21 protein-coding genes and 1 pseudogene are annotated in these 24,513 nt (G+C 54.1%); 13 read left to right on the top strand and 9 right to left on the bottom strand.

Translation table 11 applies throughout. From position 1 onward, the window contains the following. Positions 1 to 68 precede the first annotated feature (68 nt). From mtnN to NNN64_RS18100, 3 genes are read left to right on the top strand one after another with little or no spacing between them, the layout of a single operon-like run. Complete coding sequence (gene mtnN, locus NNN64_RS18110; RefSeq protein WP_137383241.1) at positions 69 to 767, top strand: 5'-methylthioadenosine/S-adenosylhomocysteine nucleosidase; 699 nt, start codon at positions 69 to 71, stop codon at positions 765 to 767. After that, on the top strand, positions 760 to 1,560 hold the full coding sequence (btuF, locus tag NNN64_RS18105; RefSeq protein ID WP_271442282.1) for a vitamin B12 ABC transporter substrate-binding protein BtuF: 801 nt from the start codon (positions 760 to 762) through the stop codon (positions 1,558 to 1,560). The genes mtnN and btuF overlap by 8 nt, the downstream gene beginning before the upstream one ends. 37 nt (positions 1,561 to 1,597) lie before the next feature. After that, a complete protein-coding gene (locus tag NNN64_RS18100) occupies positions 1,598 to 2,221 on the top strand; it encodes a TRIC cation channel family protein (RefSeq protein ID WP_005132135.1) in 624 nt (207 codons plus the stop codon). Between the two features lie 119 nt (positions 2,222 to 2,340). On the opposite strand, the gene erpA is transcribed toward NNN64_RS18100, so the two are convergent. From erpA to clcA, 3 genes and pseudogenes are all read right to left on the bottom strand, one after another. Further along, complete coding sequence (erpA, locus tag NNN64_RS18095) at positions 2,341 to 2,685, bottom strand: iron-sulfur cluster insertion protein ErpA (RefSeq protein WP_003018581.1); 345 nt, start codon at positions 2,683 to 2,685, stop codon at positions 2,341 to 2,343. Then, a pseudogene (gene yadW / locus NNN64_RS18090) lies at positions 2,678 to 2,743 on the bottom strand (small protein YadW). The gene erpA and the pseudogene yadW overlap by 8 nt, the downstream one beginning before the upstream one ends. 23 nt (positions 2,744 to 2,766) lie before the next feature. Then, complete coding sequence (gene clcA, locus NNN64_RS18085; protein WP_271442281.1) at positions 2,767 to 4,188, bottom strand: H(+)/Cl(-) exchange transporter ClcA; 1,422 nt, start codon at positions 4,186 to 4,188, stop codon at positions 2,767 to 2,769. A 168-nt stretch (positions 4,189 to 4,356) separates the two neighbouring features. Here clcA and hemL point away from each other — a divergent pair, with 168 nt between their 5' ends. Beyond that, a complete protein-coding gene (gene hemL, locus NNN64_RS18080; RefSeq protein WP_271442280.1) occupies positions 4,357 to 5,637 on the top strand; it encodes a glutamate-1-semialdehyde 2,1-aminomutase in 1,281 nt (426 codons plus the stop codon). Positions 5,638 to 5,750: 113 nt separating this feature from the next. On the opposite strand, the gene fhuB is transcribed toward hemL, so the two are convergent. The 6 genes from fhuB to hrpB form a co-directional block, all read right to left on the bottom strand. After that, positions 5,751 to 7,733 carry a Fe(3+)-hydroxamate ABC transporter permease FhuB gene (fhuB, locus tag NNN64_RS18075; RefSeq protein WP_271442279.1) on the bottom strand — a complete coding sequence of 661 codons (1,983 nt, stop codon included), beginning with the start codon at positions 7,731 to 7,733 and terminating at the stop codon, positions 5,751 to 5,753. Beyond that, on the bottom strand, positions 7,730 to 8,620 hold the full coding sequence (gene fhuD / locus NNN64_RS18070; RefSeq protein ID WP_271442278.1) for a Fe(3+)-hydroxamate ABC transporter substrate-binding protein FhuD: 891 nt from the start codon (positions 8,618 to 8,620) through the stop codon (positions 7,730 to 7,732). Before fhuD ends, fhuB begins: the two co-directional genes overlap by 4 nt. Continuing rightward, complete coding sequence (gene fhuC, locus NNN64_RS18065; RefSeq protein ID WP_271442277.1) at positions 8,620 to 9,417, bottom strand: Fe3+-hydroxamate ABC transporter ATP-binding protein FhuC; 798 nt, start codon at positions 9,415 to 9,417, stop codon at positions 8,620 to 8,622. Before fhuC ends, fhuD begins: the two co-directional genes overlap by 1 nt. 47 nt (positions 9,418 to 9,464) lie before the next feature. Beyond that, a complete protein-coding gene (gene fhuA / locus NNN64_RS18060) occupies positions 9,465 to 11,684 on the bottom strand; it encodes a ferrichrome porin FhuA (RefSeq protein ID WP_271442276.1) in 2,220 nt (739 codons plus the stop codon). Positions 11,685 to 11,999: 315 nt separating this feature from the next. Further along, positions 12,000 to 14,537: a bifunctional glycosyl transferase/transpeptidase gene (gene mrcB, locus NNN64_RS18055; RefSeq protein WP_271442275.1), complete on the bottom strand. Its 2,538-nt coding sequence runs from the start codon at positions 14,535 to 14,537 to the stop codon at positions 12,000 to 12,002. 139 nt (positions 14,538 to 14,676) lie between these two features. Next, positions 14,677 to 17,106, bottom strand: a complete 2,430-nt coding sequence (gene hrpB, locus NNN64_RS18050) for an ATP-dependent helicase HrpB (RefSeq protein WP_271442274.1) — start codon at positions 17,104 to 17,106, stop codon at positions 14,677 to 14,679. Positions 17,107 to 17,179: 73 nt separating this feature from the next. Here hrpB and thpR point away from each other — a divergent pair, with 73 nt between their 5' ends. From thpR to panD, 9 genes are all read left to right on the top strand, one after another. Continuing rightward, complete coding sequence (gene thpR / locus NNN64_RS18045; protein WP_271442273.1) at positions 17,180 to 17,710, top strand: RNA 2',3'-cyclic phosphodiesterase; 531 nt, start codon at positions 17,180 to 17,182, stop codon at positions 17,708 to 17,710. A 15-nt stretch (positions 17,711 to 17,725) separates the two neighbouring features. After that, entirely contained in the window at positions 17,726 to 18,430 is a 705-nt protein-coding gene (gene sfsA / locus NNN64_RS18040; RefSeq protein ID WP_271442272.1) for a DNA/RNA nuclease SfsA, read from the top strand. 177 nt (positions 18,431 to 18,607) lie between these two features. Beyond that, positions 18,608 to 19,063, top strand: coding sequence for an RNA polymerase-binding protein DksA (gene dksA / locus NNN64_RS18035; protein ID WP_003829221.1), 456 nt, complete (start codon positions 18,608 to 18,610; stop codon positions 19,061 to 19,063). A gap of 96 nt (positions 19,064 to 19,159) precedes the next feature. Continuing rightward, a complete protein-coding gene (gluQRS, locus tag NNN64_RS18030) occupies positions 19,160 to 20,056 on the top strand; it encodes a tRNA glutamyl-Q(34) synthetase GluQRS (RefSeq protein ID WP_271442271.1) in 897 nt (298 codons plus the stop codon). Between the two features lie 71 nt (positions 20,057 to 20,127). Beyond that, complete coding sequence (gene pcnB, locus NNN64_RS18025) at positions 20,128 to 21,522, top strand: polynucleotide adenylyltransferase PcnB (RefSeq protein WP_212734722.1); 1,395 nt, start codon at positions 20,128 to 20,130, stop codon at positions 21,520 to 21,522. Between the two features lie 51 nt (positions 21,523 to 21,573). Continuing rightward, on the top strand, positions 21,574 to 22,065 hold the full coding sequence (gene folK, locus NNN64_RS18020) for a 2-amino-4-hydroxy-6-hydroxymethyldihydropteridine diphosphokinase (RefSeq protein WP_271442270.1): 492 nt from the start codon (positions 21,574 to 21,576) through the stop codon (positions 22,063 to 22,065). Between the two features lie 120 nt (positions 22,066 to 22,185). Beyond that, positions 22,186 to 22,977 carry a 3-methyl-2-oxobutanoate hydroxymethyltransferase gene (panB, locus tag NNN64_RS18015; protein ID WP_137383692.1) on the top strand — a complete coding sequence of 264 codons (792 nt, stop codon included), beginning with the start codon at positions 22,186 to 22,188 and terminating at the stop codon, positions 22,975 to 22,977. A 125-nt stretch (positions 22,978 to 23,102) separates the two neighbouring features. Next, positions 23,103 to 23,957 carry a pantoate--beta-alanine ligase gene (gene panC, locus NNN64_RS18010; protein ID WP_271442269.1) on the top strand — a complete coding sequence of 285 codons (855 nt, stop codon included), beginning with the start codon at positions 23,103 to 23,105 and terminating at the stop codon, positions 23,955 to 23,957. Positions 23,958 to 24,053: 96 nt separating this feature from the next. Beyond that, positions 24,054 to 24,434: an aspartate 1-decarboxylase gene (panD, locus tag NNN64_RS18005; protein WP_137383694.1), complete on the top strand. Its 381-nt coding sequence runs from the start codon at positions 24,054 to 24,056 to the stop codon at positions 24,432 to 24,434. Positions 24,435 to 24,513 lie beyond the last annotated feature (79 nt).

Here is a 24,513-nt window from a genome sequence, read left to right as displayed (position 1 = left end):
AGAAATGCGCTACCCCTTAAGCGCATGATAGACTATGCCCTCAAATCTGGCTTATCGCGAGTAAATCTATGAAAATCGGCATCATTGGTGCAATGGAAGAAGAAGTTACGCTGCTGCGTGACAAAATCGAAAACCGTCAGACAATTGCTCTTGGCGGTTGTGAAATTTACACCGGCCAACTGAACGGTACTGAGGTTGCGCTACTGAAATCAGGCATCGGTAAAGTGGCTGCGGCGCTGGGCGCTACGCTGCTGCTTGAACACTGCAAGCCAGATGCCATCATTAATACCGGTTCAGCGGGTGGCCTGGCCTCTACGCTGAAAGTGGGTGATATCGTGGTTTCTGACGAAGCGCGCTATCACGATGCTGACGTCACCGCATTCGGCTATGAATTTGGCCAGCTACCGGGCTGCCCGGCTGGTTTTAAAGCCGACCCGGCACTGATTGCTGCAGCGGAATCCTGCATTGCCGAACTCAATCTGAACGCCGTCCGCGGACTGATCGTCAGCGGCGATGCCTTCATTAACGGCTCCGTTGGCCTGGCAAAAATTAAGCATAACTTCCCACAGGCGATTGCCGTTGAGATGGAAGCAACCGCAATTGCGCACGTGTGCCACAACTTTAACGTGCCGTTTGTTGTCGTTCGCGCTATCTCTGACGTTGCCGATCAGCAGTCCCATCTCAGCTTTGACGAGTTCCTGGTTGTTGCCGCGAAACAGTCAAGCCTGATGGTTGAAACGCTGGTGCAGAAACTGGCGCATGGCTAACTTCATCTCCAGGGCGCTGGTCGCCCTGCTTTTCACTCTTCCGGCGTGGCTTTACGCCGCGCCGCGCGTTATTTCGCTTTCCCCAGCCAACACTGAACTGGCCTTTGCCGCCGGTATTACCCCCGTTGGCGTCAGCAGCTATTCAAACTTCCCGCCCGAGGCCAAAAATATTGAAGAGGTCTCAACCTGGCAAGGCATGAATCTGGAACGTATCGTGGCGCTCAAACCCGATTTGGTTATTGCCTGGCGTGGAGGGAATGCCGAGCGGCAGGTTAATCAACTGACCGCCCTGGGAATTAAGGTCATCTGGGTCGATGCCGTCACCATCGAGCAGGTCGCTAATACATTGCGTCAACTTGCGCCATGGAGCCCCAAGCCTGAACAGGCAAAGCAAGCAGCGCAAACCTTGCTTGATGAGTATGCTTTACTAAAGTCTCAGTATGCCAACAAACCGAAAAAACGTGTGTTTCTCCAGTTTGGCGCAAATCCTCTGTTTACCAGTGGAAAAGGTTCCATTCAAAACCAGGTTCTTGAGGTATGTGGTGGAGAAAACATCTTTTCCGGCAGCCGGGTTCCATGGCCGCAGGTCAGCCGCGAACAGGTTCTGGCAAGAGCCCCTCAGGCAATTGTTGCTACCGGCGGTTCGGGCGAAATTCTTAAAATTGAGCAATACTGGGGAAATCAGCTAAAAATACCGATTATTACTCTTGATAGTGACTGGTTTGAACGCGCGAGCCCGCGTATTATCCTCGCCGCAAAACAACTCTGTAATGCGCTTTCACAAGTAAATTAGCGCCTGCCCCCACCAGGTTTGTTGTGAGGATTTAAAGATGCTCGTCTATTGGCTGGATATTGTCGGTACCGCGGTATTTGCTATCTCTGGCGTATTACTTGCCGGAAAACTGCGTATGGACCCCTTCGGCGTTCTGGTCTTAGGCGTGGTAACCGCCGTCGGTGGCGGTACGATCCGTGATATGGCACTGGATCACGGCCCCGTATTCTGGGTTAAAGATCCCACCGATCTGGTGGTGGCGATGATCACCAGTATGTTGACGATCGTGCTGGTACGTCAGCCAAGACGCTTACCGAAATGGATCCTTCCGGTGCTGGATGCCGTAGGTCTGGCGGTGTTCGTGGGTATTGGTGTGAATAAAGCATTTCTCGCAGGAACCGGACCACTGGTAGCAATTTGTATGGGGGTCATTACCGGTGTTGGCGGTGGAATTATTCGCGATGTGTTAGCACGTGAAGTGCCGATGATTTTGCGCACCGAAATCTACGCTACAGCATGCATCATTGGCGGCATCGTCCACGCCACCGCGTTTTATACCTTCAATGTGTCGCTGGAAAACGCCAGTATGATGGGGATGGTCGTTACCCTGCTGATTCGGCTTGCCGCCATTCGTTGGCATTTGAAATTGCCGACGTTTGCGCTGGATGATAACGGGCGTTGATGTGACGATGCAGAACATGTAGGCCGGATAAGGCGTTTACGCCGCCATCCGGCACATTGCCCGGTGACGCTACGCTTACCGGGCCTACACCATCAGACCATCGGTATTACAGACAGCAATCAGATGCTGAAAGAGGAACCACACCCGCAGGTGCTTTTGGCGTTCGGGTTAGTCACAACAAAGCGAGAACCTTCCAGACCTTCGGTGTAATCAACCGCACCGCCTACCAGATACTGCAGGCTCATCGGATCAACCACCAGACCAACACCTTGCTTCTCAATGGTCATATCACCATCGTTTACCTGATCATCAAAGGTAAAACCGTACTGGAAACCGCTGCAACCACCGCCGGTGATATACACGCGTAATTTCAGATTTGGGTTATCTTCATCTGCGATCAGGCTTTTTACTTTATTGGCTGCTGCTTCAGTAAATTGCAGTGGCAGCGCTACGTCATCACTCATATTTTGCTCCAAACGACATTGGCAATTGGGCAAATTATAACCCAATGGTTGAGGCCATTATCTAATACCCTGGTATTTCGTTCAAGTATTCTCGCCCGTGGCGGTACTCTGGCTTTTTGCCGCCTGCTCCGCTTCCTGTTTTGCCAGTGTGCGGGCAAGGATAGTCGAGTATAGCGGTTTTCCACCCATAAACTGGGCTAATAGTGTTGCGCCAAGACAGGTAATAATCATTGGCAAAATGAGCTGATAGTTATCCGTCATTTCCAGCACCAGCACAATGCCCGTTAACGGCGCACGCACTGAAGCGGCCAGCAATGCCCCCATCCCGGCAATAGCAAACGTCCCCGCCTCCAGATGATACTGCGGAAAAGAAGCCGCTGCAGCCATGCCAAATGCCGTTCCCAGCAATGTGCCTAATGCCAGCATCGGGGCAAATATCCCACCAGGCGCGCCGGATGAGAAGCACAGCAGCGTGGTGATGACCCTGGCGATAAAGATAAACAGCAGAAGACCCACACTGAAATTGCCCGCAGCAGCAATCGGGATCAGATTAAATCCACCGCCTGCCGCTTCAGGTTGAATCAAACCGAGGATCCCGCACAGACCGCCGATCACGCCACCCATCAGCACCCATTTTTTAATTTCACCGCCGTGGAAGCGCTGAAACATATCCTGGGTACGCAACACCATGGTATTGAACAACGGCCCGACGCAACCAAAAATAATCCCAAGGATGAGGTACAACCACAGCGTATTAACCGGCGCATTGGAGAGTTTCCCGACCTCAATAATCGGGGCCTCGCCGTTGAAAATACGAAACACAATGCTCGACATAATCACGCCGGTAAATACGGCTTTGATCGACACGAGGTTATAACGAAACTGTGGTCGCATCTCTTCAATAATGAACAGAATGCCGGCCAAAGGCGCATTAAACGCGGCCGACAGACCCGCAGCCGCACCGGTTGCCAGTAAGGTGTGTCGCGCTTCGGCGCTACGCATGCGGAAAATATCCAGCACCATGCGCCCGATATTGCCACCAATTTGCACCGTTGGCCCTTCCCGGCCGAGCACCATCCCGGCACCCAGCGTCCCCATACCACCGATAAATTTTACCGGCAGCACACGCCACCAGCGCACAGGTCGCAATTCTTCCAATGCGCCTTCAATCTCAGGGATCCCCGAACCACCTGCTTCCGGGGCAAATTTACGCACCAGAAAATAACCCACCATCGCCAACAGTGCAGAAAGAATAAACGCCAGCGGCCACAGCAGAATGGCATGGTCCGCAACCTGAGCCAGCGCGCCGATGCGCTGATTCTGCACCCAGGTCACCGCTTTCTCAAAGGCCACGCCCACAAGTCCCGTCACGGTACCCACCACGGCGGCCATAAAGAGGATCGCCAACGGCGTTTTGTCTCGTTCCAGGAGTCGACGGATTTGATCCCTGCGGCGTAAACGCACAATTTGTTGTGCTTCAAAAGAGGGAGTGTCAGTCTTCATCAGATGATCATTAATTGGTAATACAAATACGGAATCGGCATTCTACTCGCACATTTCACGAAAATCCCCTGCAAATCGTATTGTTTCAAATACGCAAAACTTTCATAACCTTCTCTGAATAACTAGAATAGCGGGCATTTACTTTTTCTACGAACCAGGACCCCATCCATGAGTAAGTCTGAAAACCTCTACAGCGCAGCACGCGAACTTATCCCCGGCGGCGTTAACTCCCCAGTTCGCGCCTTTACTGGCGTGGGTGGTACTCCGCTGTTTATTGAAAAAGCGGACGGCGCATATCTGTATGATGTCGATGGTAAAGCCTATATCGATTATGTCGGCTCCTGGGGGCCGATGGTGCTGGGTCATAACCACCCGGCAATTCGCAATGCCGTGATTGAAGCGGCAGAGCGCGGTTTAAGCTTCGGCGCACCGACCGAGATGGAAGTAAAAATGGCGGCGCTGGTCACTGAGCTCGTGCCAACCATGGATATGGTACGTATGGTGAACTCCGGTACCGAAGCGACGATGAGCGCGATCCGTCTGGCGCGCGGTTTTACCGGTCGCGATAAGATCATCAAATTTGAAGGCTGCTACCACGGTCATGCTGACTGCCTGCTGGTCAAAGCCGGTTCCGGCGCATTGACGCTGGGCCAGCCTAACTCCCCGGGGGTTCCGGCAGATTTCGCGAAACATACCCTGACCTGCACCTATAACGATCTTGCCTCAGTACGTGCGGCATTCGAACAGTATCCGCAGGAAATCGCCTGTATTATCGTTGAACCAGTAGCGGGCAACATGAACTGCATCCCGCCACTGCCGGAATTCCTGCCGGGTCTGCGTGCGCTGTGCGATGAGTTTGGCGCACTGTTGATCATCGATGAAGTCATGACCGGTTTCCGCGTCGCACTGGCGGGTGCGCAGGATTATTACGGCGTAGTACCGGATCTGACCTGCCTGGGTAAAATCATCGGTGGCGGCATGCCTGTTGGCGCATTTGGTGGCCGTCGTGATGTGATGGATGCCCTGGCCCCAACCGGACCGGTTTACCAGGCGGGTACGCTGTCCGGAAATCCAATTGCGATGGCGGCAGGATTCGCCTGTCTGAATGAAGTCGCCCAGCCAGGGATTCATGAGACGCTGAACGAACTGACGACACGTCTGGCAGAAGGTATGCTAGAAGCCGCTCAGGAAGCAAATATTCCACTGGTGGTTAACCATGTCGGCGGGATGTTCGGGATTTTCTTCACTGATGCAGAAACCGTAACCTGCTATCAGGACGTGATGTCCTGCGACGTTGAACGCTTTAAGCGCTTCTTCCATATGATGCTGGATGAAGGCGTTTACCTGGCACCGTCCGCCTTTGAAGCAGGCTTTATGTCTGTCGCGCACAGCGAAGACGATATCAATAACACCATCGACGCCGCGCGTCGGGTGTTTGCGAAATTGTAAAAAAGAGAACGTGCAGAAATGTAGGCCGGGTAAGGCGAAGCCGCCACCCGGCTTTTTTATTGCCGGATGTCGACGCAAAGCGTCTTATCCGGCCTACATGAAAGGGGTCAGCCTCAGCGGCTCTGCTTTCTCAGCAGATAGATAAAGTACGGCGCGCCAATAAACGTCGACAGCAGTCCCGCCGGGATCTGATACGGAAACAGCACCATACGCCCGCACCAGTCGGCAAACACCAGCAGCACGCCCCCCGCCAGCGCGGATATCACCATATGCGGCATCGTACGCCGAAAACCTAACATCCGTGCGATATGCGGCGCCATCAGCCCCACAAAGCTCAACGGACCGATTGTCATGGTTGCCGTAGCGGTCAGACCCGCAGCCAACATCAGTAAGCCAACACGCGACGGTGTTAATGCCATACCGACAGCCCGTGCAGTGTCCCCCCCTAACGGTAGAATCGTCAACCAGCGGCGGCACAACGGCGTTATCGCCAGCAGAATGATCATCACAATGCCGGTACGTAAAACCTGTTCGTTGGAAGCGTTATAGGTCGAGCCGGACATCCAGGTCAGAATGCCCGCCATGCGCGGATCGCCGCTTGCCTGCAGCATCATCAGCAACATTGTGAATGCCGTACTGAGCGCCATCCCCGCCAACAGCATCCTGTGCGGAGAGAAACCTCCACGCCCGGCGGCAATCATAATGATTAACAGCGTCACCGCCGCACCGAGACTCCCCGCCGGCAGCAACCAGCCAAACGCATTTCCAGGCACCAGAAACAGCATGAGTACTACGCCGAAGGCCGCACCGGAGCTAATACCCAGCACTTCCGGGCTGGCCATCGGATTACCGGTCAAACGCTGAATAATACAGCCCGCCACAGCCAGCATTACACCAGCTACCAGTGCAGCCAGGATGCGCGGCCAGCGCCAGGGCATCAGTTCATCCAGCATGGCGCCACTGGCCCAGCTCCAGCCGTGGGCATCGCGACCCAATGACAGCGCAACCACAACCGTCAGCAACAATATTGCGCCCCCAGCCAGCGCAAACATCAGCACGTGCTGACGCTCAGCGACGACACGGTTGCTGGCATTCATATCCGGCGCACTTATGCTCTTCAGACGCGGCAGCAGCCACAGCAGCAGCGGTGCGCCAATCAGCGCCGTCACCGATCCCGTAGAGACTTCCATCCAGATGCGAGTGAGCCACAAAATAATTTGATCGGAGAGCCAAAGGATCAGTGCGCCAATCAACGGAGCCAGCAGCAGACGCGCCAGCAAACGCCGCGCGCCGAGCATTTTCGCCAACAGCGGCGAAAACAGTCCCACAAAACCGATAATTCCGACGGCGTTGACCAGCAAAGCACTGAGCACAATCGCCAGCGTTAACGCCGCCAGGCGCGCCAGCGACAGCGCCAGTCCGAGATTGCGCGCCACGCCGTCATCCAGTCCCATCAGCGTCATTGGGCGTAATAGCAGCAGCGTCAACATCACGCCACCTAGCAGTTGCGGCCACAGCCTTTGCACCCCGCTCCAGTCAGTTTGCGTTAGCGTGCCGCTGCTCCACAAAAACATGCTTTGCAGCTGGTCGTGATGGAAAATCACCATCAATTGATTAATCGCGCCACAATACAGGCTGACCACCAGGCCCGCGAGGATCAACGTCACAGGAGAAAGCCGTTTGCCCCAGGCAACGCCAAACACCAGCGCCCCAACAATGCAAGCCCCTGCCAGCGCCGCAAATTGTGTCGTCAATGCGCCAGGAATAGCCCACAGCGTAGTCACCGTGATGCCCAGTTGTGCCCCGGTGGCAACACCCAGCGTAGTCGGCTCTGCCAGCGGGTTACGCAATACCTGCTGAAACAGCACACCGACCAACCCCAGCCCAGCGCCAACTAATAGCGAAATCGCCAGCCTCGGTAGCAGGCTAAAATGGAATACCATCTGCTCAATAACATCGATATCCGGTGACCAGATAGCCTGTTGCCACTGGCTACGCGGCAGAGCAGCGGAAAAGTTAAACCAGGTCAGCCAGCATGCAGCAACAAACAGAACCGCTAGCAGAAGAGTTGGGAACAGCGCAATACGTTTACTCACGCTTTGCCCCCCAGCGCATTATCCAGAATGCGCGCAAAATGCATCGCCGATAGCGTTGCACCATAGAACCAGACGGCGGGAACACGTTGAAAACGTCCGGCGCGAACAAATGGCATCGCCTGCCACAACGGTGTGGACATCAGTGCCTGCATATCCTTGTTGTTACCGTGATCGAAGCACAGCACATCAACATCTTTGTAGGCGGCAAGCCTGTCAATCCCTACCGCAGTGCTGCCCCAAAAGTTGGTTTCACCCTGCCAGGCATTGCGGATCCCGTACTCATTCAGCACTTCCTGGAACAAGCAGTTAGGCCCAAATACCAGCATATGGCGAGGATCGAGCAGGGTCATCAGCAATAATGGCCGGGAGCCTCGCTGAACAAAGCGCGGTTTCAGGCTGGCAATCAGGTGTTCGTACTGCGACAGATGACGTTCGGCAGCGGTCTGCAGATTCAGCAACTGCGCCAGTTCTTGCAACGACTGACGCGCAATCGCCAGCGGCTTTTTGCCATCACTGAAGTTAAAGCCGCGACCCGGCGCAATACGTGCAAGCTTCTCAGGTGCAGGACCGTAGCCAGCCGACCAGACCATAAATGAGGGTTTCATTTCAGTCAGCAGTTCGAGGTTTGGTTCAGTACGTAATCCGACATCAATGACGGAGTCCGGCAACGCGGGTTCGTTGACCCACAGTTTGTAGTTTGGAACATCCGCGACGCCGTAAGGTGCAACACCCAGCGCCAATAGCAACTCAACAGGCAGCCATTCCAGCGCCACTATACGCTGTGGATCAACCGCCGCCGCGCGGGCTGTATTCATTTGCCACAGTAGCGGAGATAGCGCCATTGCCGTTAGCAGTCGTCGACGGGAAAGATGAGGTAATCCAATCATTAATAGACAAAACTCACGGGTGCGGCACCGGCCGGATGCGGCAAAATGCCCATCGGGATACCGTAAATCAGTTCCAGGGTTTCACTACGCATCAGTTCCGCAGGTGTTCCCTCTGCAATCATTTCCCCACCGCGCAGCGCGACCAGGTAGTCACAGTAGCGGGCTGCCATGTTGATATCATGCAGTACGGCAACCACCGTCAATCCACGTTGTTGGCTCAAGCGATGTACCAGCGCCAGAACATCAACCTGATGCGCGATATCCAGCGCCGAGGTTGGTTCGTCCAGCAGCAGGCAACGGCTGTCTTGTGCCACCAGCATGGCGATCCACGCACGCTGACGCTCGCCGCCAGACAAGCTATCCACCAGGCGATGCGCCAGAGGTTTAAGCCCAACAAGCGTAATTGCCTCTTCCACTTTCTCCCTGTCAGCCACACCAAAGCGTCCCAACGCCCCATGCCAGGGATAACGCCCAATCGCTACCAGCTCACGTACCGTCATCCCTTCGGCCTGCGGTAACTGCTGGGGTAAATAGGCAACCTTACGGGCAAACGCTTTGCTGCTCCAGCTCTCCAGCGGCTGCTCATCAAGAAGGATTTCACCTTCTGACGGCGGCTGATGGCGTCCCAGCATTTTCAATAAGGTCGATTTACCGGAGCCGTTGTGGCCGATAAGCCCCGTCACTTTACCCACGGGAAAGGTTAACGAGAGAGGATGCAAAAGCGTGCGGCCAGGCACACGGAAGGAGACATTCTTCAACGCAAACGTCGTGTCGGGATGGGATCTGTTTTCCTGCATAGTGGCCAACTTGTAAAACGGGCACGCAAAGCGTGCCCAAAGAGAAATTAGAAACGGAAGGTTGCTGTTGCAACGACCTGACGTTCTGCGCCCCAGTAACATGCGTATTCGCTATAGCAACTGGAAACATATTCACGATTAAACAGGTTGTTGACGTTTACGGCAACGGACGAACCCGCCATACCGAAACGGGCCAGATCGTATTTCACCATGGCATCAGCAACGGTATAACCGCCCACATTAAACGAATCGTTTTTCTTCCCTGCAGCAGTATCGTTTTTGTAGTAACTCACCGTTGAACCGGTATAACGCACGCCAGCCCCAATGGTCAAACCACTCAGTGCTGATTCATAGAACGTGTAATCGGTCCATAACGAAGCCTGATTACGTGGTACTTCCGCCGGTCGTTGACCTTTAAAGATAGTGTCTTCGGTATATTCCGCATCCGTGTAGCTGTAAGCCGCCGTAACGTTAATATTGGCATTTACGGCTGCTTTTGCTTCCAGTTCAATGCCGCGTGAACGAATCTCCCCAGTCTGGACGCTGTACAGACCCGTAGGATCGTTCGGGTCCGCCGTCAGGTTTTTATCTTTCGTCAGCTGGTACACAGCCGCCGTCAGTACAACTGGCATATCCTTCGGAACATACTTCACACCGGCTTCGTACTGCTTACCACGCGACGGATCGAACGGTTTGCCTTCTTTCGTTGAACCGGATGTCGGTTCAAACGATTCGCTGTAGCTGAAGTACGGAGAAATACCATTGTCAAACAGATAGTTAACACCACCACGCCAGGTAAACTGCTGATCGTTCACTTCGGCCAGTGAATTACTGGAGCGGGTCAACGTGGAGGTGGTTGCAAAATCATAGCGGCCGCCCAACGTCAGCACCCACTTATCCCATTCCATCTGGTCCTGGGCGTAAAGTCCGGTCTGTTCCATACGGTTTAACACGGCGTACTTAGCATACGGTCCGCTGACATCAATATTCGGGTTACCGTACTGAGGGTTCTGCATATTTAATGGATCAGCATCGCCATACAGCGCATTGACATCGTTACGCATACGCGAGTAATCAACACCGGTCAGCAGAGTATGTGCAACATCACCGGTGGCAAAAGCAGACTGGAGCTGGGTATCAACGGTAAATGCATTGAGATCTTCATCAGAACGAACGTATTTACGGATAATCTCACCAGGCTGACTATAGCCAAAACCATATACAGAACGGTAGAGCGTTTTCACCTTGTCATAACGCAGGTTCTGGCGCACGGTGAAGGTGTCGTTAAAGGCATGCGAGAAGTTGTAGCCAACCATCTGCTGGCGGCGAGCCATCTTGTTATCCGCTTCACCTTCATTGAAATCAGTCGGCAGCTTGTGCGGATTACCATTTGCATCGTAATACGGAACAAGCGTACCTTCACGCGGCAACCAGCCATAATAACCCGCGTACGGATCGTTCTGGAAATTACTCAGGAAGGTGAAATCTGTTTTATCATCAGGGCGCCAGCTAAACGCAGGTGCAACTGCGTAGCGCGTTGATTTTGACATCTCCTGCTGAGAGTTCTGGCTATTACCCAACCCCGTTAAACGGTATGACCACACGCCGTCATCATCAATAGCATCGCTAAAATCGAAACCAGTTTGCCAGAGGTTGTTCGTCCCCATTTTAAACTGCACTTCTTTCAGGGGTTCTGTTGTCGGACGTTTGCTCACCATACTGACGATGCCGCCAGGGTTGCTGTTGCCGTACAGCACTGAAGTCGGCCCGCGCATCACTTCTACGCGTTCCAGAAAATACGGGTCCATAGATACTTCAGAGTAGTTATTACCCTGAAGTTTCATGCCATCAAGATACTGGTTGGTGTTGACCGTGGTTGGAGAGGTAAAACCACGAATCGTCACTACATCATAGGTGGAAGAGCTACCACGGGTAGCAAAAACACCGGGTGTATAAGCAATGGCTTCTTTTACTGTAGCCGGTTGCTTGGTATCCATCTCTTCACGCGTCACAACCGAAACAGACTGCGGGGTCTTTTCGATAGGCGTATCGGTTTTGGTGGCAGTGGCGGAACGCTTCGCGGCAATCGTCGGCGAAGGTCCCCATGCGCTTTCTTGTGCGGCAGGTGCTGCGGTTACGGTGATTGTTTCTTCTTTCGGTTGAACCGCCGCCTGTGCATACACAGACATGCCGCTAACCGCTGTGGCTACCACGACTGCAATTTTGCGCAGTGAGGAGTTTGGCTGAGCAGTTTTAAGACGCGCCATTGGTATTTCTCTGATGAAAGTGAATGATAACGTAAACGAGAATTATTATTATAACGAGAGCATAATATTCGAAACGCTGTTGCGATCGCAAGCAATACGCGCCCCTACTAAAACTAAGGGGTTAAGAAATAACCAGATGAAAAGAAAGGGTTAATAAATTAGGCTGAAATGTTTTAACAGAAGACGTACCGGATAGCGGCATGCTGCTCAAATTCCGTAGGCCTGATAAGCGCAGCGCCATCAGGCAAAACAAAACCGAATGACGCCAAAAGAAAAACCCGCCGGAGCGGGTTTTTAGGTAGATATTGGTAGGTATTAGTTACTGCCAAACATATCTTTGATCCAGCCTGCGACGCCGTCGCTGTCTTTCTTCTCCTGCTGCGGCGGCTGTTGTTGCTGCTGCTGTTGAGGCTGCGACTGCGTTGATTGATCGAACGGATTACCTGACTGCTGCTGCATCTCACCTTGCTGACACAACGAGTCCGGATCGGTAGTCCACACTGGCAGCGTACGCATACCGCCACTGCACACGAAGTTACCGTCGTAATCGACGCCCATATCAACAATATCTTCCGGCGGCGTCAGCACCAGCGGTGTTGGTGTCTGGTTCGCCAGATAACGCTGATAAATCGACATCGCGCCGCTTGCACCGTACAACTTGGTTGGCTGGTTGTTATCGCGGCCTACCCAGGTAATCGTCACCTGGCTGCCATCGATACCGGCAAACCAGGTATCCACGTTGTTGTTGGTGGTCCCGGTTTTACCTGCCAGATGGAGGCCTGGGTACTTCGCGCCCAATTGACGACCCGTACCGCGTTGAACCACCTGTTGCATCGTCCACAGCGTCATATAGGCCGCCTGCGCCGGAACGGCGCGCTCTGCCTGCGGGAAGCTTTGATACAGCACGGTCCCATCTTCAGCAATGACCGAACGCAGTGCTGATAATGGCGCACGGTTACCCCCACTGGCGATGGTCTGGAACGCCTGCGCCACTTCAATTGGCGTCAGGTTCAACGCCCCCAGCAGCATCGCCGGAACCGGATTGAGCTGATCTTTCGGTGCGCCCAGCTTCGTCCAGGTGTCGGTTACTGCAGGCAGACCCAGCGCCATCCCCAGATTGACAGTCGGGACGTTCATTGATCGCGTTAACGCATCCACCAGCATCACTTTACCGCTTTCGCTATAGCGACGGTCATCGTTCTGCGGTGACCACACCTGGCCGTTCGGCTGGCGCAGCGCAATCGGCGCATCGGCTATCCAGGTATTCAGGCGATACAGCTTCGGCTGGCTCAGCGCCGTCAGATAGGTTGCCGGTTTTGCCAGAGAACCGATGGAACGACGGGCCTGCATCGCGCGGTTATAGCCCGCAAACTGCGGCTCAGCGCCACCGACCATAGCACGAACCTCACCGCTAAAGCGGTCAACGACCACAATCGCGGTTTCCAGATCGCTCAGCTTACGTTGTTTCTTCAGCACCGGAATGCCTTCCACCGCCGCTTTTTCTGCCGCATCCTGCGCCACGGAATCAAAGGTGGTGAAAATTTTCACACCGGAGAGATCTTTGACTTTATCGCCCAGCTTTGCCTGTAGCTCCTGGCGAACCATCTGCATAAACGCTGGCTGTGGTGAAATCACTCCGCCACGCGGCTGCACGCCTAACGGGCGCGCACTCAGCATGTCATACAGATCCTGATCGATAATCTGCTGCTGTTGCAGCAGACGCAGCACCAGATTACGACGTTCCAGCGCCAGCTTCGGATTACGCCATGGGTTGTAGATTGACGCACCTTTCACCATCCCCACCAACAGCGCCTGCTGGTCAAGACTCAACTCCTCTACCGGGCGACCAAAATAATACAGGCTCGCCAGCGGGAAGCCACGGATCTCGTTATCACCGCTCTGACCGAGGTACACCTCGTTCATATACAGTTCAAGAATGCGGTCTTTGCTGTAGCGCGCATCCATGATCAGCGCCATGTAGGCTTCGTTCGCTTTACGCCAGTACGAGCGCTCGCTGGACAGGAACAGGTTTTTGACCAACTGTTGAGTCAACGTACTGGCCCCCTGCACCGTACGACCAGCCGTCAGGTTCGCCAGCACTGCACGTCCGATGGAATAGAGGCTGATACCGTCGTGCTCGTAGAAATGGCGGTCTTCGGTCGCCAGCAGCGTATCGACCAACAAATCCGGGAAGCCGCTGCGCGGAACGAACAGACGCTGCTCACCGTTAGGGGAAGAGAGCATGGTGATCAAACGCGGATCGAGACGGAAGAAACCGAACTGGCGGTTGTTATCCATATTCTCGATGGTGTCCAGATGATCGCCATCAAAGGTCAGACGCGCACGCACCTGCCCTTCTTTACTGTCCGGGAAGTCAAACGGACGGCGGATCATCTCAATGCTCTTCGCCTGCACGGTGAATTCGCCAGGGCGCGTCATTTTCGTCACCTGACGGTACTGTGTCGCCTCCAGCAGTTTCACCATCTCGTTCTTGCCGATGGGCATTTCTGGCTCAAGGTTAACCATCCGGCCATAAACAGCCGCGGGCAGTTGCCAGACTTTGCCATCGATACGGCTGCGAATTTTTTGGTCCAGGTACACGCCATATATCGCGATCAGCACCAAAAAGACGATCGACAGTTTTACCAGCAGCCAGAACCAGCCACGCTTACCACGAGGCTTACGCCCTTTGCCTTTACCCTTATGCGGCATCGGTTCTTCATCCTCATAGTCATCATCATCATAATCGTCGTCATACTCGTCATCTCTGAGTTGACGACGGCTCACCTTTTGTTTCGCCGGACGTGACGGTTTCCCTTTACGTCCAATTGGCTCGCGGTCATTCCCCGCCATGCTTTTTCTCCGCAACATTCAGGCGCAAGGGCCCGATTCTCTGTTCTTCCGTCCTGCGACAGAAGAAGAAATCTCTCAATTTTCTGCTGTATTTATGCCGGATGGCGGCGTAAAACGCCTTATCCGGCCTACAGTTGCATTACGAATACTTCTTCGTCCGCCGCGTTGGCGCGGTATTCGCCGGATCGTCCGGCCAGACGTGCTTGGGATAACGCCCTTTCATCTCTTTTTGTACCTCACGGTACGACCCTTTCCAGAACGCGCTCAGATCGCTTGTGACCTGCAGCGGTCGCTGGGCCGGAGAAAGCAGTTCCAGCACCAACGGCACACGCCCCTCGGCGATGGTTGGCGTATTCGCTTCGCCAAACATTTCCTGCATCCTGACCGCCAACACCGGGGGATTATCCTCGTGATAGCGAATGGCTATCCGGCTTCCCGTCGGCACAGTGTAATGCGCCGGCAGCGAACTCTCCAGACGTTGCAGCATTGACCAGTCCAGTAAACCGCGCAATGCCTGAGCCACATTTAATGCTTTGAGTGCGCGTAAAGAGTGCACACCGCTCATATGCGGCAATAGCCAGCTCTCCAGCGTCGACAGCAGCGAGGCATCATCGACAGCAGGCCAACCGTACTCCGGCAACCAGTTTGCCGCGCATTGCAGACGCAACCGAAACTGTTCAGCCTCAGGCGTCCAGTTGAGCACACTTAGGCCTTTATCGCGAATTCCGTTCAACATGGCCTGATGCAACTCGTCTTCCGAAGGTTTAGCCAGCGGCTGTACTTTAACTGTCAGTTGACCAATGCGCATTCGGCGCAGCGCTTTCAGCGTCCCCTGGGTTTCATCCCATTCGATGGTATCTGACTGTCGCAGCAGCTCAGGACACGTCTGTATTAATCTGTCGATATCCAGCGGCAAAGACAGCAAAATACGAGCATCCGGCGAGGCACTACCCTGTAGCAACAGCGGCGCGATGAGCCACTCATGGCGCGCCGATGCATCATCAGCATCCAGCATTGCCCCCATCCCGTTCGCCAGTTGATATCGCCCTTCCTGACCACGACGCCGGGCAATACGATCGGCAAACGCCTGCGCCAGTAAAGGTGCTAACCGTTCGCTATCAGGCTGGCCTCCACGCACATTCAGGCGCTTCAGTAGCTGCTGGCTACGCAGTTGCCAGGCGGGCTGGTGGCGTGAAAACGCTGTTGCCAGATCGGTACTCCCACCGCGCGGTGGTTCTTCCAGAATTGCCGCCAGCTTTGCTGCCGTTGCCGCTTCGTCGTCATTGTTAGCACTGACTAGCATTGCTGCTAAGCGGGGATCGTTGCCCAGTGCCGCCATTTTTTGTCCGGTGGCACTGAGTCTGTCCCCCTCCAGTGCGCCCAGCATCTGTAACAAACGCGTTGCCGCCTGCATATTTACGACTGGCGGCCTATCCAGCCAGCTTAACTGTGCGGGATCGGTGCATCCCCATTGCAACAGTTCCATCAGCAGGCCGGACAGGTCGCTTTGTACGATTTCCGGCTCGCCTTGCGGCGCAGCCCTTTCTGCCTGCTCTTTGGCCAGCAGATGCAGACAAATACCGGGTTCCAGACGGCCTGCTCGCCCTGCACGTTGGGTCATTGAGGCCTGGCTAATACGTTGGGTAATCAGTCGCGTCAATCCCGTGCGTGCATCAAAACGCGCCACACGCTCCTGAGCGCAGTCCACCACCAGACGGATACCTTCAATGGTTAAGCTGGTTTCAGCAATATTGGTTGCCAGCACGACTTTACGTCGCCCCGCTGGAGCAGGCAAAATGGCCTGTCGCTGCTCGGTCAGCGATAATGCGCCATACAGCGGGCACAGCAGGATATCGCTGCCCACGCGGCCTGCCAATTGCTCCTGCACACGCAGGATCTCCCCCACGCCGGGTAAAAATAGCAGCAACGAGCCACTCTCGTTACGCAGCAACTCCGCGGTGGCAATGGCAACCGCTTCGTCAAAACGTAAATGCGTCGCCAGGGGCTGGTAGCGCCGTTCAACAGGAAACGCACGTCCTTCGGAAACAAGGGTAGGCGCTTCAGGCAACAGCTGTTGTAAACGCCCGTTGTCCAGTGTGGCTGACATAATCAGCAGTTTTAAATCATCCCGCAGGCCTTGCTGCACGTCCAACAGGAGCGCCAGTGCCAGATCCGCCTGCAGGCTGCGCTCGTGAAATTCATCAAGGATCACCAGACCAACACCCTGCAATTCTGGATCGCGTTGGATCATGCGCGTGAGCACACCTTCTGTGACCACTTCAAGCCGGGTTTGCGGCCCAATGCAGCTTTGCGCGCGCATGCGGTAACCCACGGTTTCGCCGGGCTTTTCGTTTAGCGACTCCGCCAGTCGTTGTGCCACATTGCGAGCCGCCAGACGACGCGGTTCCAGCAGGATAATGCGCCCCGAAATCCCCTGATGCTTCAGAAACTGCAGCGGCAGCCAGGTCGATTTCCCGGCCCCCGTCGGCGCGGTCAGCAGGACCTGCGGTGAGGCATCAAGGGCAGTAAGCAGTTCAGGCACTATGGCGGCAACGGGCAACGACGTCACAAATGACTCCAGAGGGTTAACATTCTTCGCGCTGCATTGTAGCATCGCGTTAATTCATAACCGAGTATCCATCATGTCTGAGCCAAAACGGCTGTTCTTTGCCATTGAATTGCCTACTGAGGTTCGGGAGCAGCTCATCCACTGGCGAGCCGCACAATTTCCACCGGAAGCGGGCCGCCCTGTCGCCGCGGACAATCTGCACCTGACGCTGGCTTTTTTAGGGGATGTCAGTGCGGAGAAACAGCAGGCGCTATCACAGCTGGCCGGACGCATTCGCCAGCCGTCGTTTACGCTCAGGCTGGACGATGCAGGGCAATGGCTGCGTTCGCGGGTGGTATGGCTGGGAATGCGCCAGCCGCCACGTGGGCTATTGCAACTGGCCAACATGCTGCGAGCACAGGCCGCACGCAGCGGATGCTACCAAAGCCCGCAGCCCTTTCACCCGCATATCACGCTCTTGCGCGATGCCAGCCATGCAGTCGCCATCCCGCCCCCCGGTTTTTGCTGGTCATTTCCGGTTACGGAGTTTGCGCTTTACGCCTCGTCATTTGAGCGAGGACGCACTCGCTACTCAACCTTGCAACGCTGGGCGCTGAGCAAGTAATCAAGGGTATTATTCATGCAATTTTCTCCCCCTTTACAACGCGCTACGCTAATTCAGCGCTATAAACGTTTTTTAGCGGATGTGATCACACCTGATGGCACAACCTTGACGCTACACTGCCCAAATACCGGAGCAATGACCGGATGCGCAACCCCTGGTGATACCGTCTGGTATTCAACATCAGAAAATACTAAACGGAAATATCCACATACATGGGAATTAACGCAAACCGGATCTGATGCTTTTATTTGTGTTAACACGCTATGGGCCAATCGCTTAACGAAAGAGGCGATTCAGAATGAACTCATTGCGGAGCTTTCTGGCTACAGTGTGTTGAAAAGTGAAGTAAAATACGGCGCAGAAGGCAGTCGTATTGATTTTTTGTTACAGGCAGATTCCCGGACTGACTGCTATATTGAAGTAAAATCAGTCACGTTGGCGGAAAAAGAGTATGGTTATTTTCCCGATGCCATCACTGAACGAGGTCAGAAACATCTTCGGGAATTGATGAGCGTAGCGGCTGAAGGTAAACGTGCAGTCATATTTTTCGCGGTACTACATTCAGCCATTACACGGTTTTCACCCGCGCGCCATATCGATGCAAAATATGCGCAGTTATTAGTCGAAGCACAGCTAAAGGGGGTCGAAATTCTGGTTTATAAAGCGGAACTTTCTGCCCATGGTATGACTCTTAAAGAACCGTTGCCCATTGCCTTATAATGGTGTGAACAACGGGTTAATTAGTATTCTGGCCGCGTGCGCAAATACGCTTTTCCTCACAGGGTTGTCAAGTGTTACGTATAGATAATTGCTATCCGGAAAAGCATCTGCTATTTATAGCGACCTGATTTTTCCCCCGAACATGGGGATCGATAGTGCGTGTTAAGGAGAAGCAACATGCAAGAAGGGCAAAACCGTAAAACATCGTCCCTGAGTATTCTCGCCATCGCTGGGGTGGAGCCGTACCAGGAGAAACCGGGCGAAGAGTATATGAACGAAGCCCAGCTGTCGCACTTCAGGCGTATTCTTGAAGCATGGCGTAATCAACTCAGGGATGAAGTCGATCGCACTGTGACTCATATGCAGGACGAAGCGGCTAACTTCCCTGATCCGGTTGACCGTGCCGCACAGGAAGAAGAATTCAGCCTTGAGCTGCGTAACCGTGACCGTGAGCGCAAACTGATCAAAAAGATCGAGAAGACGCTGAAGAAAGTAGAAGACGAAGATTTCGGCTACTGCGAATCATGCGGCGTAGAAATTGGTATTCGTCGTCTGGAAGCCCGTCCAACAGCCGATCTGTGCATCGACTGCAAAACGCTGGCAGAAATTCGCGAAAAACAGATGGCGGGTTAATCCCGTAGGCTGTTGCATGCCGGATAGCATTACGCTAATCCGACAATACCTGGGCGGGAGTTTCTCCCGCCTTATTCTTTTATATTATCCATCGACATGACAGACAAACCCTATATTGGCCGTTTTGCCCCTTCACCTTCCGGTGAACTGCATTTTGGTTCCCTGGTAGCCGCCCTCGGCAGTTATCTGCAGGCCCGTGCACAACGTGGAATCTGGCGGGTACGAATTGAAGATATCGATCCCCCTCGTGAAGTTCCCGGTGCTGCAGAGACGATTCTGCGTCAGCTGGAACATTACGGGCTGCACTGGGATGGCGAAATCATGTGGCAGTCGCAGCGCCATGACGCCTACCGTGAGGCACTGGTCTGGTTACAACAGCAAGATTTAAGCTACTACTGCACCTGTACACGCGCCCGTATTCAGCGTGTTGGCGGGATTTACGACGGTCATTGCCGCGCGTTACGCCACGGGCCGGAAAATGCAGCGGTACGCATTAAGCAACTGCATCCCGTCTTACACTTTAACGACCTGCTGCGCGGCAATATTCACGCCGCCCCAGAGCTTGCTCGGGAAGACTTTATTATCCACCGACGCGACGGACTGTTTGCATATAACCTTGCGGTGGTGGTTGATGACCACTTCCAGGGGGTAACTGAGATTGTACGCGGTGCAGATCTCATCGAACCTACTGTACGCCAAATTTCGTTGTATCAGCAGTTCGGCTGGCAAGTACCGGACTATATTCATCTGCCGTTGGCGCTCAACGAGCAAGGCGCTAAACTTTCTAAGCAGAATCATGCGCCTGCCCTGCCGCAAGGCGATCCACGCCCGATTCTCATCAAGGCGTTGCGTTTCCTCGGTCAGAGCACTGCAATACCGTGGCAAGCGCTGAGTGTGGAAGAATTACTGCAAACTGCGGTGCAAAATTGGACGCTTTCGACTGTGCCGGGTTCAGTGAATGTAAATCCGGCATTCTCAAATGACTCATGCTGAGCTATGATTAGCCGCGATTTTTACACAGCAACACTTGTTCTGACTGAAGTTTGACACTACCGAGGTGCACTATTTTTACCCGAGTCGCTAATTTTTGCCGCAAGGTGCTAAGCCGCGAGGAGCGCGAGGCCGAGCTTGCCGTCGCCCGTCCGCATATGACGGTAATCCCGCGTGAGCAGCACTCTATCTCCCGCAAAGATATCAGTGAAAATGCCCTGAAGGTAATGTACAGGCTTAATAAGGCTGGATACGAGGCATGGCTGGTTGGCGGTGGCGTGCGCGACCTTTTGCTGGGCAAAAAACCGAAAGACTTTGATGTCACCACTAACGCGACACCGGATCAGGTACGGAAGTTGTTTCGCAACTGCCGTCTGGTTGGGCGTCGTTTCCGTCTGGCTCACGTCATGTTTGGCCCGGAAATTATCGAAGTCGCGACTTTTCGTGGTCATCATGAAGGCAGCGAAGCCGATCGTGCAACGTCACAGCGTGGGCAAAACGGAATGCTGTTGCGCGACAACATCTTCGGTTCCATCGAAGAAGATGCCCAACGCCGCGATTTCACCATCAACAGCCTCTACTATAGCGTGGCTGATTTCACCGTTCGTGATTACGTGGGTGGAATGCAGGATCTGGAAGACGGCATCATCCGTCTGATTGGTAATCCGGAAACGCGCTATCGCGAAGATCCCGTGCGTATGCTGCGCGCGGTACGCTTTGCAGCCAAGCTTGATATGCGTATCAGCCCGGAAACCGCAGAGCCGATCCCACGCCTGGCAACACTGCTGAACGATATTCCTCCTGCACGCCTGTTTGAAGAAGCGCTCAAGCTGTTACAGGCAGGCTACGGTTATGAAACCTATAAAAAACTGCGTGAGTACAGCCTGTTCCAGCCGCTGTTCCCAACCATCACCCGCTATTTCACCGAAGACGGTGACAGCGCGATGGAACGCATCATTGCCCAGGTACTAAAGAATACCGACACCCGTATCCACAATGATATGCGCGTGAACCCGGCCTTCTTGTTTGCGGCGATGTTCTGGTACCCGTTACTGGAAACCGCGCAGAAAATTGCCCAGGAAAGCGGTCTGGCCTATTACGACGCCTTCGCGCTGGCAATGAATGACGTGCTGGATGAAGCCTGTCGTTCACTGGCTATCCCGAAACGCCTGACGTCGCTCACCCGTGATATCTGGCAGCTTCAGTTACGCATGTCCCGTCGTCAGGGTAAGCGCGCCTGGAAGCTGATGGAGCATCCAAAATTCCGCGCAGCCTACGACTTGTTGGCGCTGCGTGCCGAAGTGGAAAATAACGCCGAACTGCAGCGTCTGGCGCAGTGGTGGGGTGAATTCCAGGTGTCGGCTCCGCCTGAGCAAAAAGGCATGCTGAACGAGCTTGATGAAGAACCAGAACGTCGTCGCCATCGTCGCCCGCGTAAACGCGCGCCGCGCCGTGAAGGTTCCGCATGACCCATCACGTATACCCTACAAATTTCGAGTCGCATCAAGGCGGTGACACAGATGCAGCTTGAAAGACGACGGGTATATATCGCCATCGGCAGTAATTTAGCTTCTCCACTGGAGCAGGTGAATGCTGCCGTGCAAGCGATCGGCGAAATACCTGACAGCCGTATTGTCGCGATTTCTTCGTTTTATCGTACCCCGCCATTAGGCCCACAGGATCAGCCCGACTATCTGAACGCCGCCGTGGCGCTGGATACCACCCTCGCACCAGAAGAATTGTTGGATCACACCCAACGCATTGAGCTACAGCAGGGTCGCGTACGTAAAGCTGAACGCTGGGGCCCGCGTACGCTGGACCTCGACATCATGCTGTTTGGTGATGAAGTGATTAACACCGAACGTCTGACCGTACCGCACTACGATATGAAAAACCGCGGCTTTATGCTGTGGCCACTTTTTGAAATCGCCCCTGAACTGACCTTCCCGGACGGAACCCGCCTGCATCAACACCTCTCCCAACTCGGTGCGGCAAAACCTGCACACTGGTAAAGTAATCCTTCCCCTTTAGCGTTTACTGCTTTCGCGCCAAACGATTGCTTAAATCAATTGCCCCCCTGAATGTGACTGCTAGAATGCCGTTAAATATGACTTTCACCATCAGGATATGTTATGAAACCGACAACAATCTCATTGCTGCAAAAATACAAGCAAGAGAAGAAACGCTTCGCGACGATTACGGCCTACGACTACAGCTTCGCGAAACTCTTTGCCGACGAAGGTATCAATGTGATGCTGGTGGGTGATTCCCTGGGGATGACGATTCAGGGTCATGACTCTACCCTGCCGGTCACTGTTGACGATATTGCCTACCATACTCGCACTGTGCGTCGCGGGGCACCCAACTGCCTGCTGCTTTCCGATCTCCCGTTTATGGCCTACGCTACGCCAGAACAAACCTTTGCAAACGCGGCGGTTGTGATGCGCGCGGGTGCCAATATGGTCAAGATTGAAGGCGGTGCATGGCTGGTCGATACGGTGAGAATGCTGACTGAACGCGCGGTTCCGGTTTGCGGTCATCTGGGTCTGACCCCGCAGTCAGTCAACATTTTTGGCGGCTATAAGGTGCAAGGCCGTGGTGATGCCGGGCAAACGCTACTTGACGACGCACTGGCACTGGAAGCGGCTGGCGCTCAACTGCTGGTACTGGAATGCGTTCCCGTTGAACTGGCAAAACGCATCACCGAAGCGCTATCCATTCCGGTGATCGGCATCGGCGCGGGCAACGTCACCGACGGTCAGATTTTAGTGATGCACGATGCGTTTGGCATTACCGGCGGTCATATTCCAAAATTCGCGAAAAATTTCCTTGCCGAAGCGGGCGACATGCGCGCTGCGGTGCGGCAGTATATTGCTGAAGTGGAATCCGGCGTTTACCCGGGCGAAGAACATAGCTTCCACTAAATTTTCTGACGAGATGTAGGCCTGATAAGCGTAGCGCCATCAGGCGGTTCGGCGCACGTTGCCGGATGGCGGCGCAAACGGCTTCTCTGGCCTACAGACCCTCAGGCAACTAAAGGAGTCAAGGTGTGCTAATTATTGAAACCCTGCCGCTGCTGCGCCAGCATATTCGCCGTCTGCGTCAGGAAGGTAAACGTGTGGCGCTGGTTCCCACCATGGGCAATCTACACGACGGCCACATGAAGCTGGTCGATGAAGCAAAAGCCCAGGCCGATGTGGTCATCGTCAGCATTTTCGTCAACCCAATGCAATTCGACCGACCGGAAGATCTGGTGCGCTATCCGCGCACGCTGCAGGAAGACTGTGAAAAGCTGAACAAACGCAAAGTCGATTATGTCTTTGCTCCAGCCGTTGAGGAAATCTACCCACAGGGGCTGGAAGGCCAGACGTACGTTGATGTTCCCGGCCTCTCTACCATGCTGGAAGGCGCCAGCCGTCCGGGTCACTTCCGTGGCGTTTCGACCATCGTCAGCAAACTGTTCAACCTGATCCAGCCGGATGTTGCTTGCTTTGGTGAAAAAGATTTCCAGCAGTTAGCATTGATCCGCAAAATGGTTGCGGATATGGGTTATGACATTGAGATCGTCGGTGTGCCTATTATTCGTGCCAAAGACGGCTTAGCCCTTAGCTCACGTAACGGATATCTGACGGCAGAGCAGCGTAAAATCGCTCCCGGCTTGTACAAAGTGATGAGCCGCATTGGCGAAAAATTACAGGCTGGCGAGCGCGATCTGGAAGAGATTATTGCTATTGCCGCGCAGGAGCTGAATGAAAAAGGTTTCCGCGCCGACGATATTCAGATCCGTGATGCCGACACACTGCTGGAACTGACTGAAAACAGCAAGCGGGCAGTGATTCTGGTCGCCGCATGGCTGGGCCAGGCACGGCTGATCGATAATCAAAGCGTTACATTAGCCCAGTAGACAGGGGTTAAAAATCGGGCAATACTGCCTGAGAAATTTCTCAAAGCAGGCCAGTTGCGCCTGCTTAGCCAAGGTAAACGACAGGGTATAGACGTTATGATTCGCACCATGCTGCAAGGCAAGCTCCACCGCGTAAAAGTCACGCAGGCGGACCTGCATTACGAAGGCTCCTGCGCCATCGACCAGGATTTCCTTGATGCCTCCGGTATTCTGGAAAACGAAGCCATTGATATCTGGAACGTGACGAATGGGAAACGTTTCTCAACCTATGCGATTGCGGCTGAACGCGGCTCCAAAATCATCTCGGTGAACGGTGCGGCTGCACACTGTGCAGATGTCGGTGACATTGTGATTATCGCCAGCTTTGTCACTATGTCTGATGAGGAAGCCCGTACATGGCGCCCGAAAGTGGCTTATTTTGAAGGCGACAACGAAATGAAGCGCACCGCGAAAGCCATTCCGGTACAGGTTGCCTGATAGTAAATAGCCCCGAGATATTCATCGGGGCTATTTATAATAACCATCGACACAGCCAATAAAACACTTTATATATTAC

The sequence above is a fragment of the Citrobacter sp. Igbk 14 genome (assembly GCF_028069825.1).
Lineage (GTDB): Bacteria > Pseudomonadota > Gammaproteobacteria > Enterobacterales > Enterobacteriaceae > Citrobacter.
Note: the sequence above shows the minus strand (reverse complement) of the source record. Positions and strands in the feature narration are given on the sequence as shown.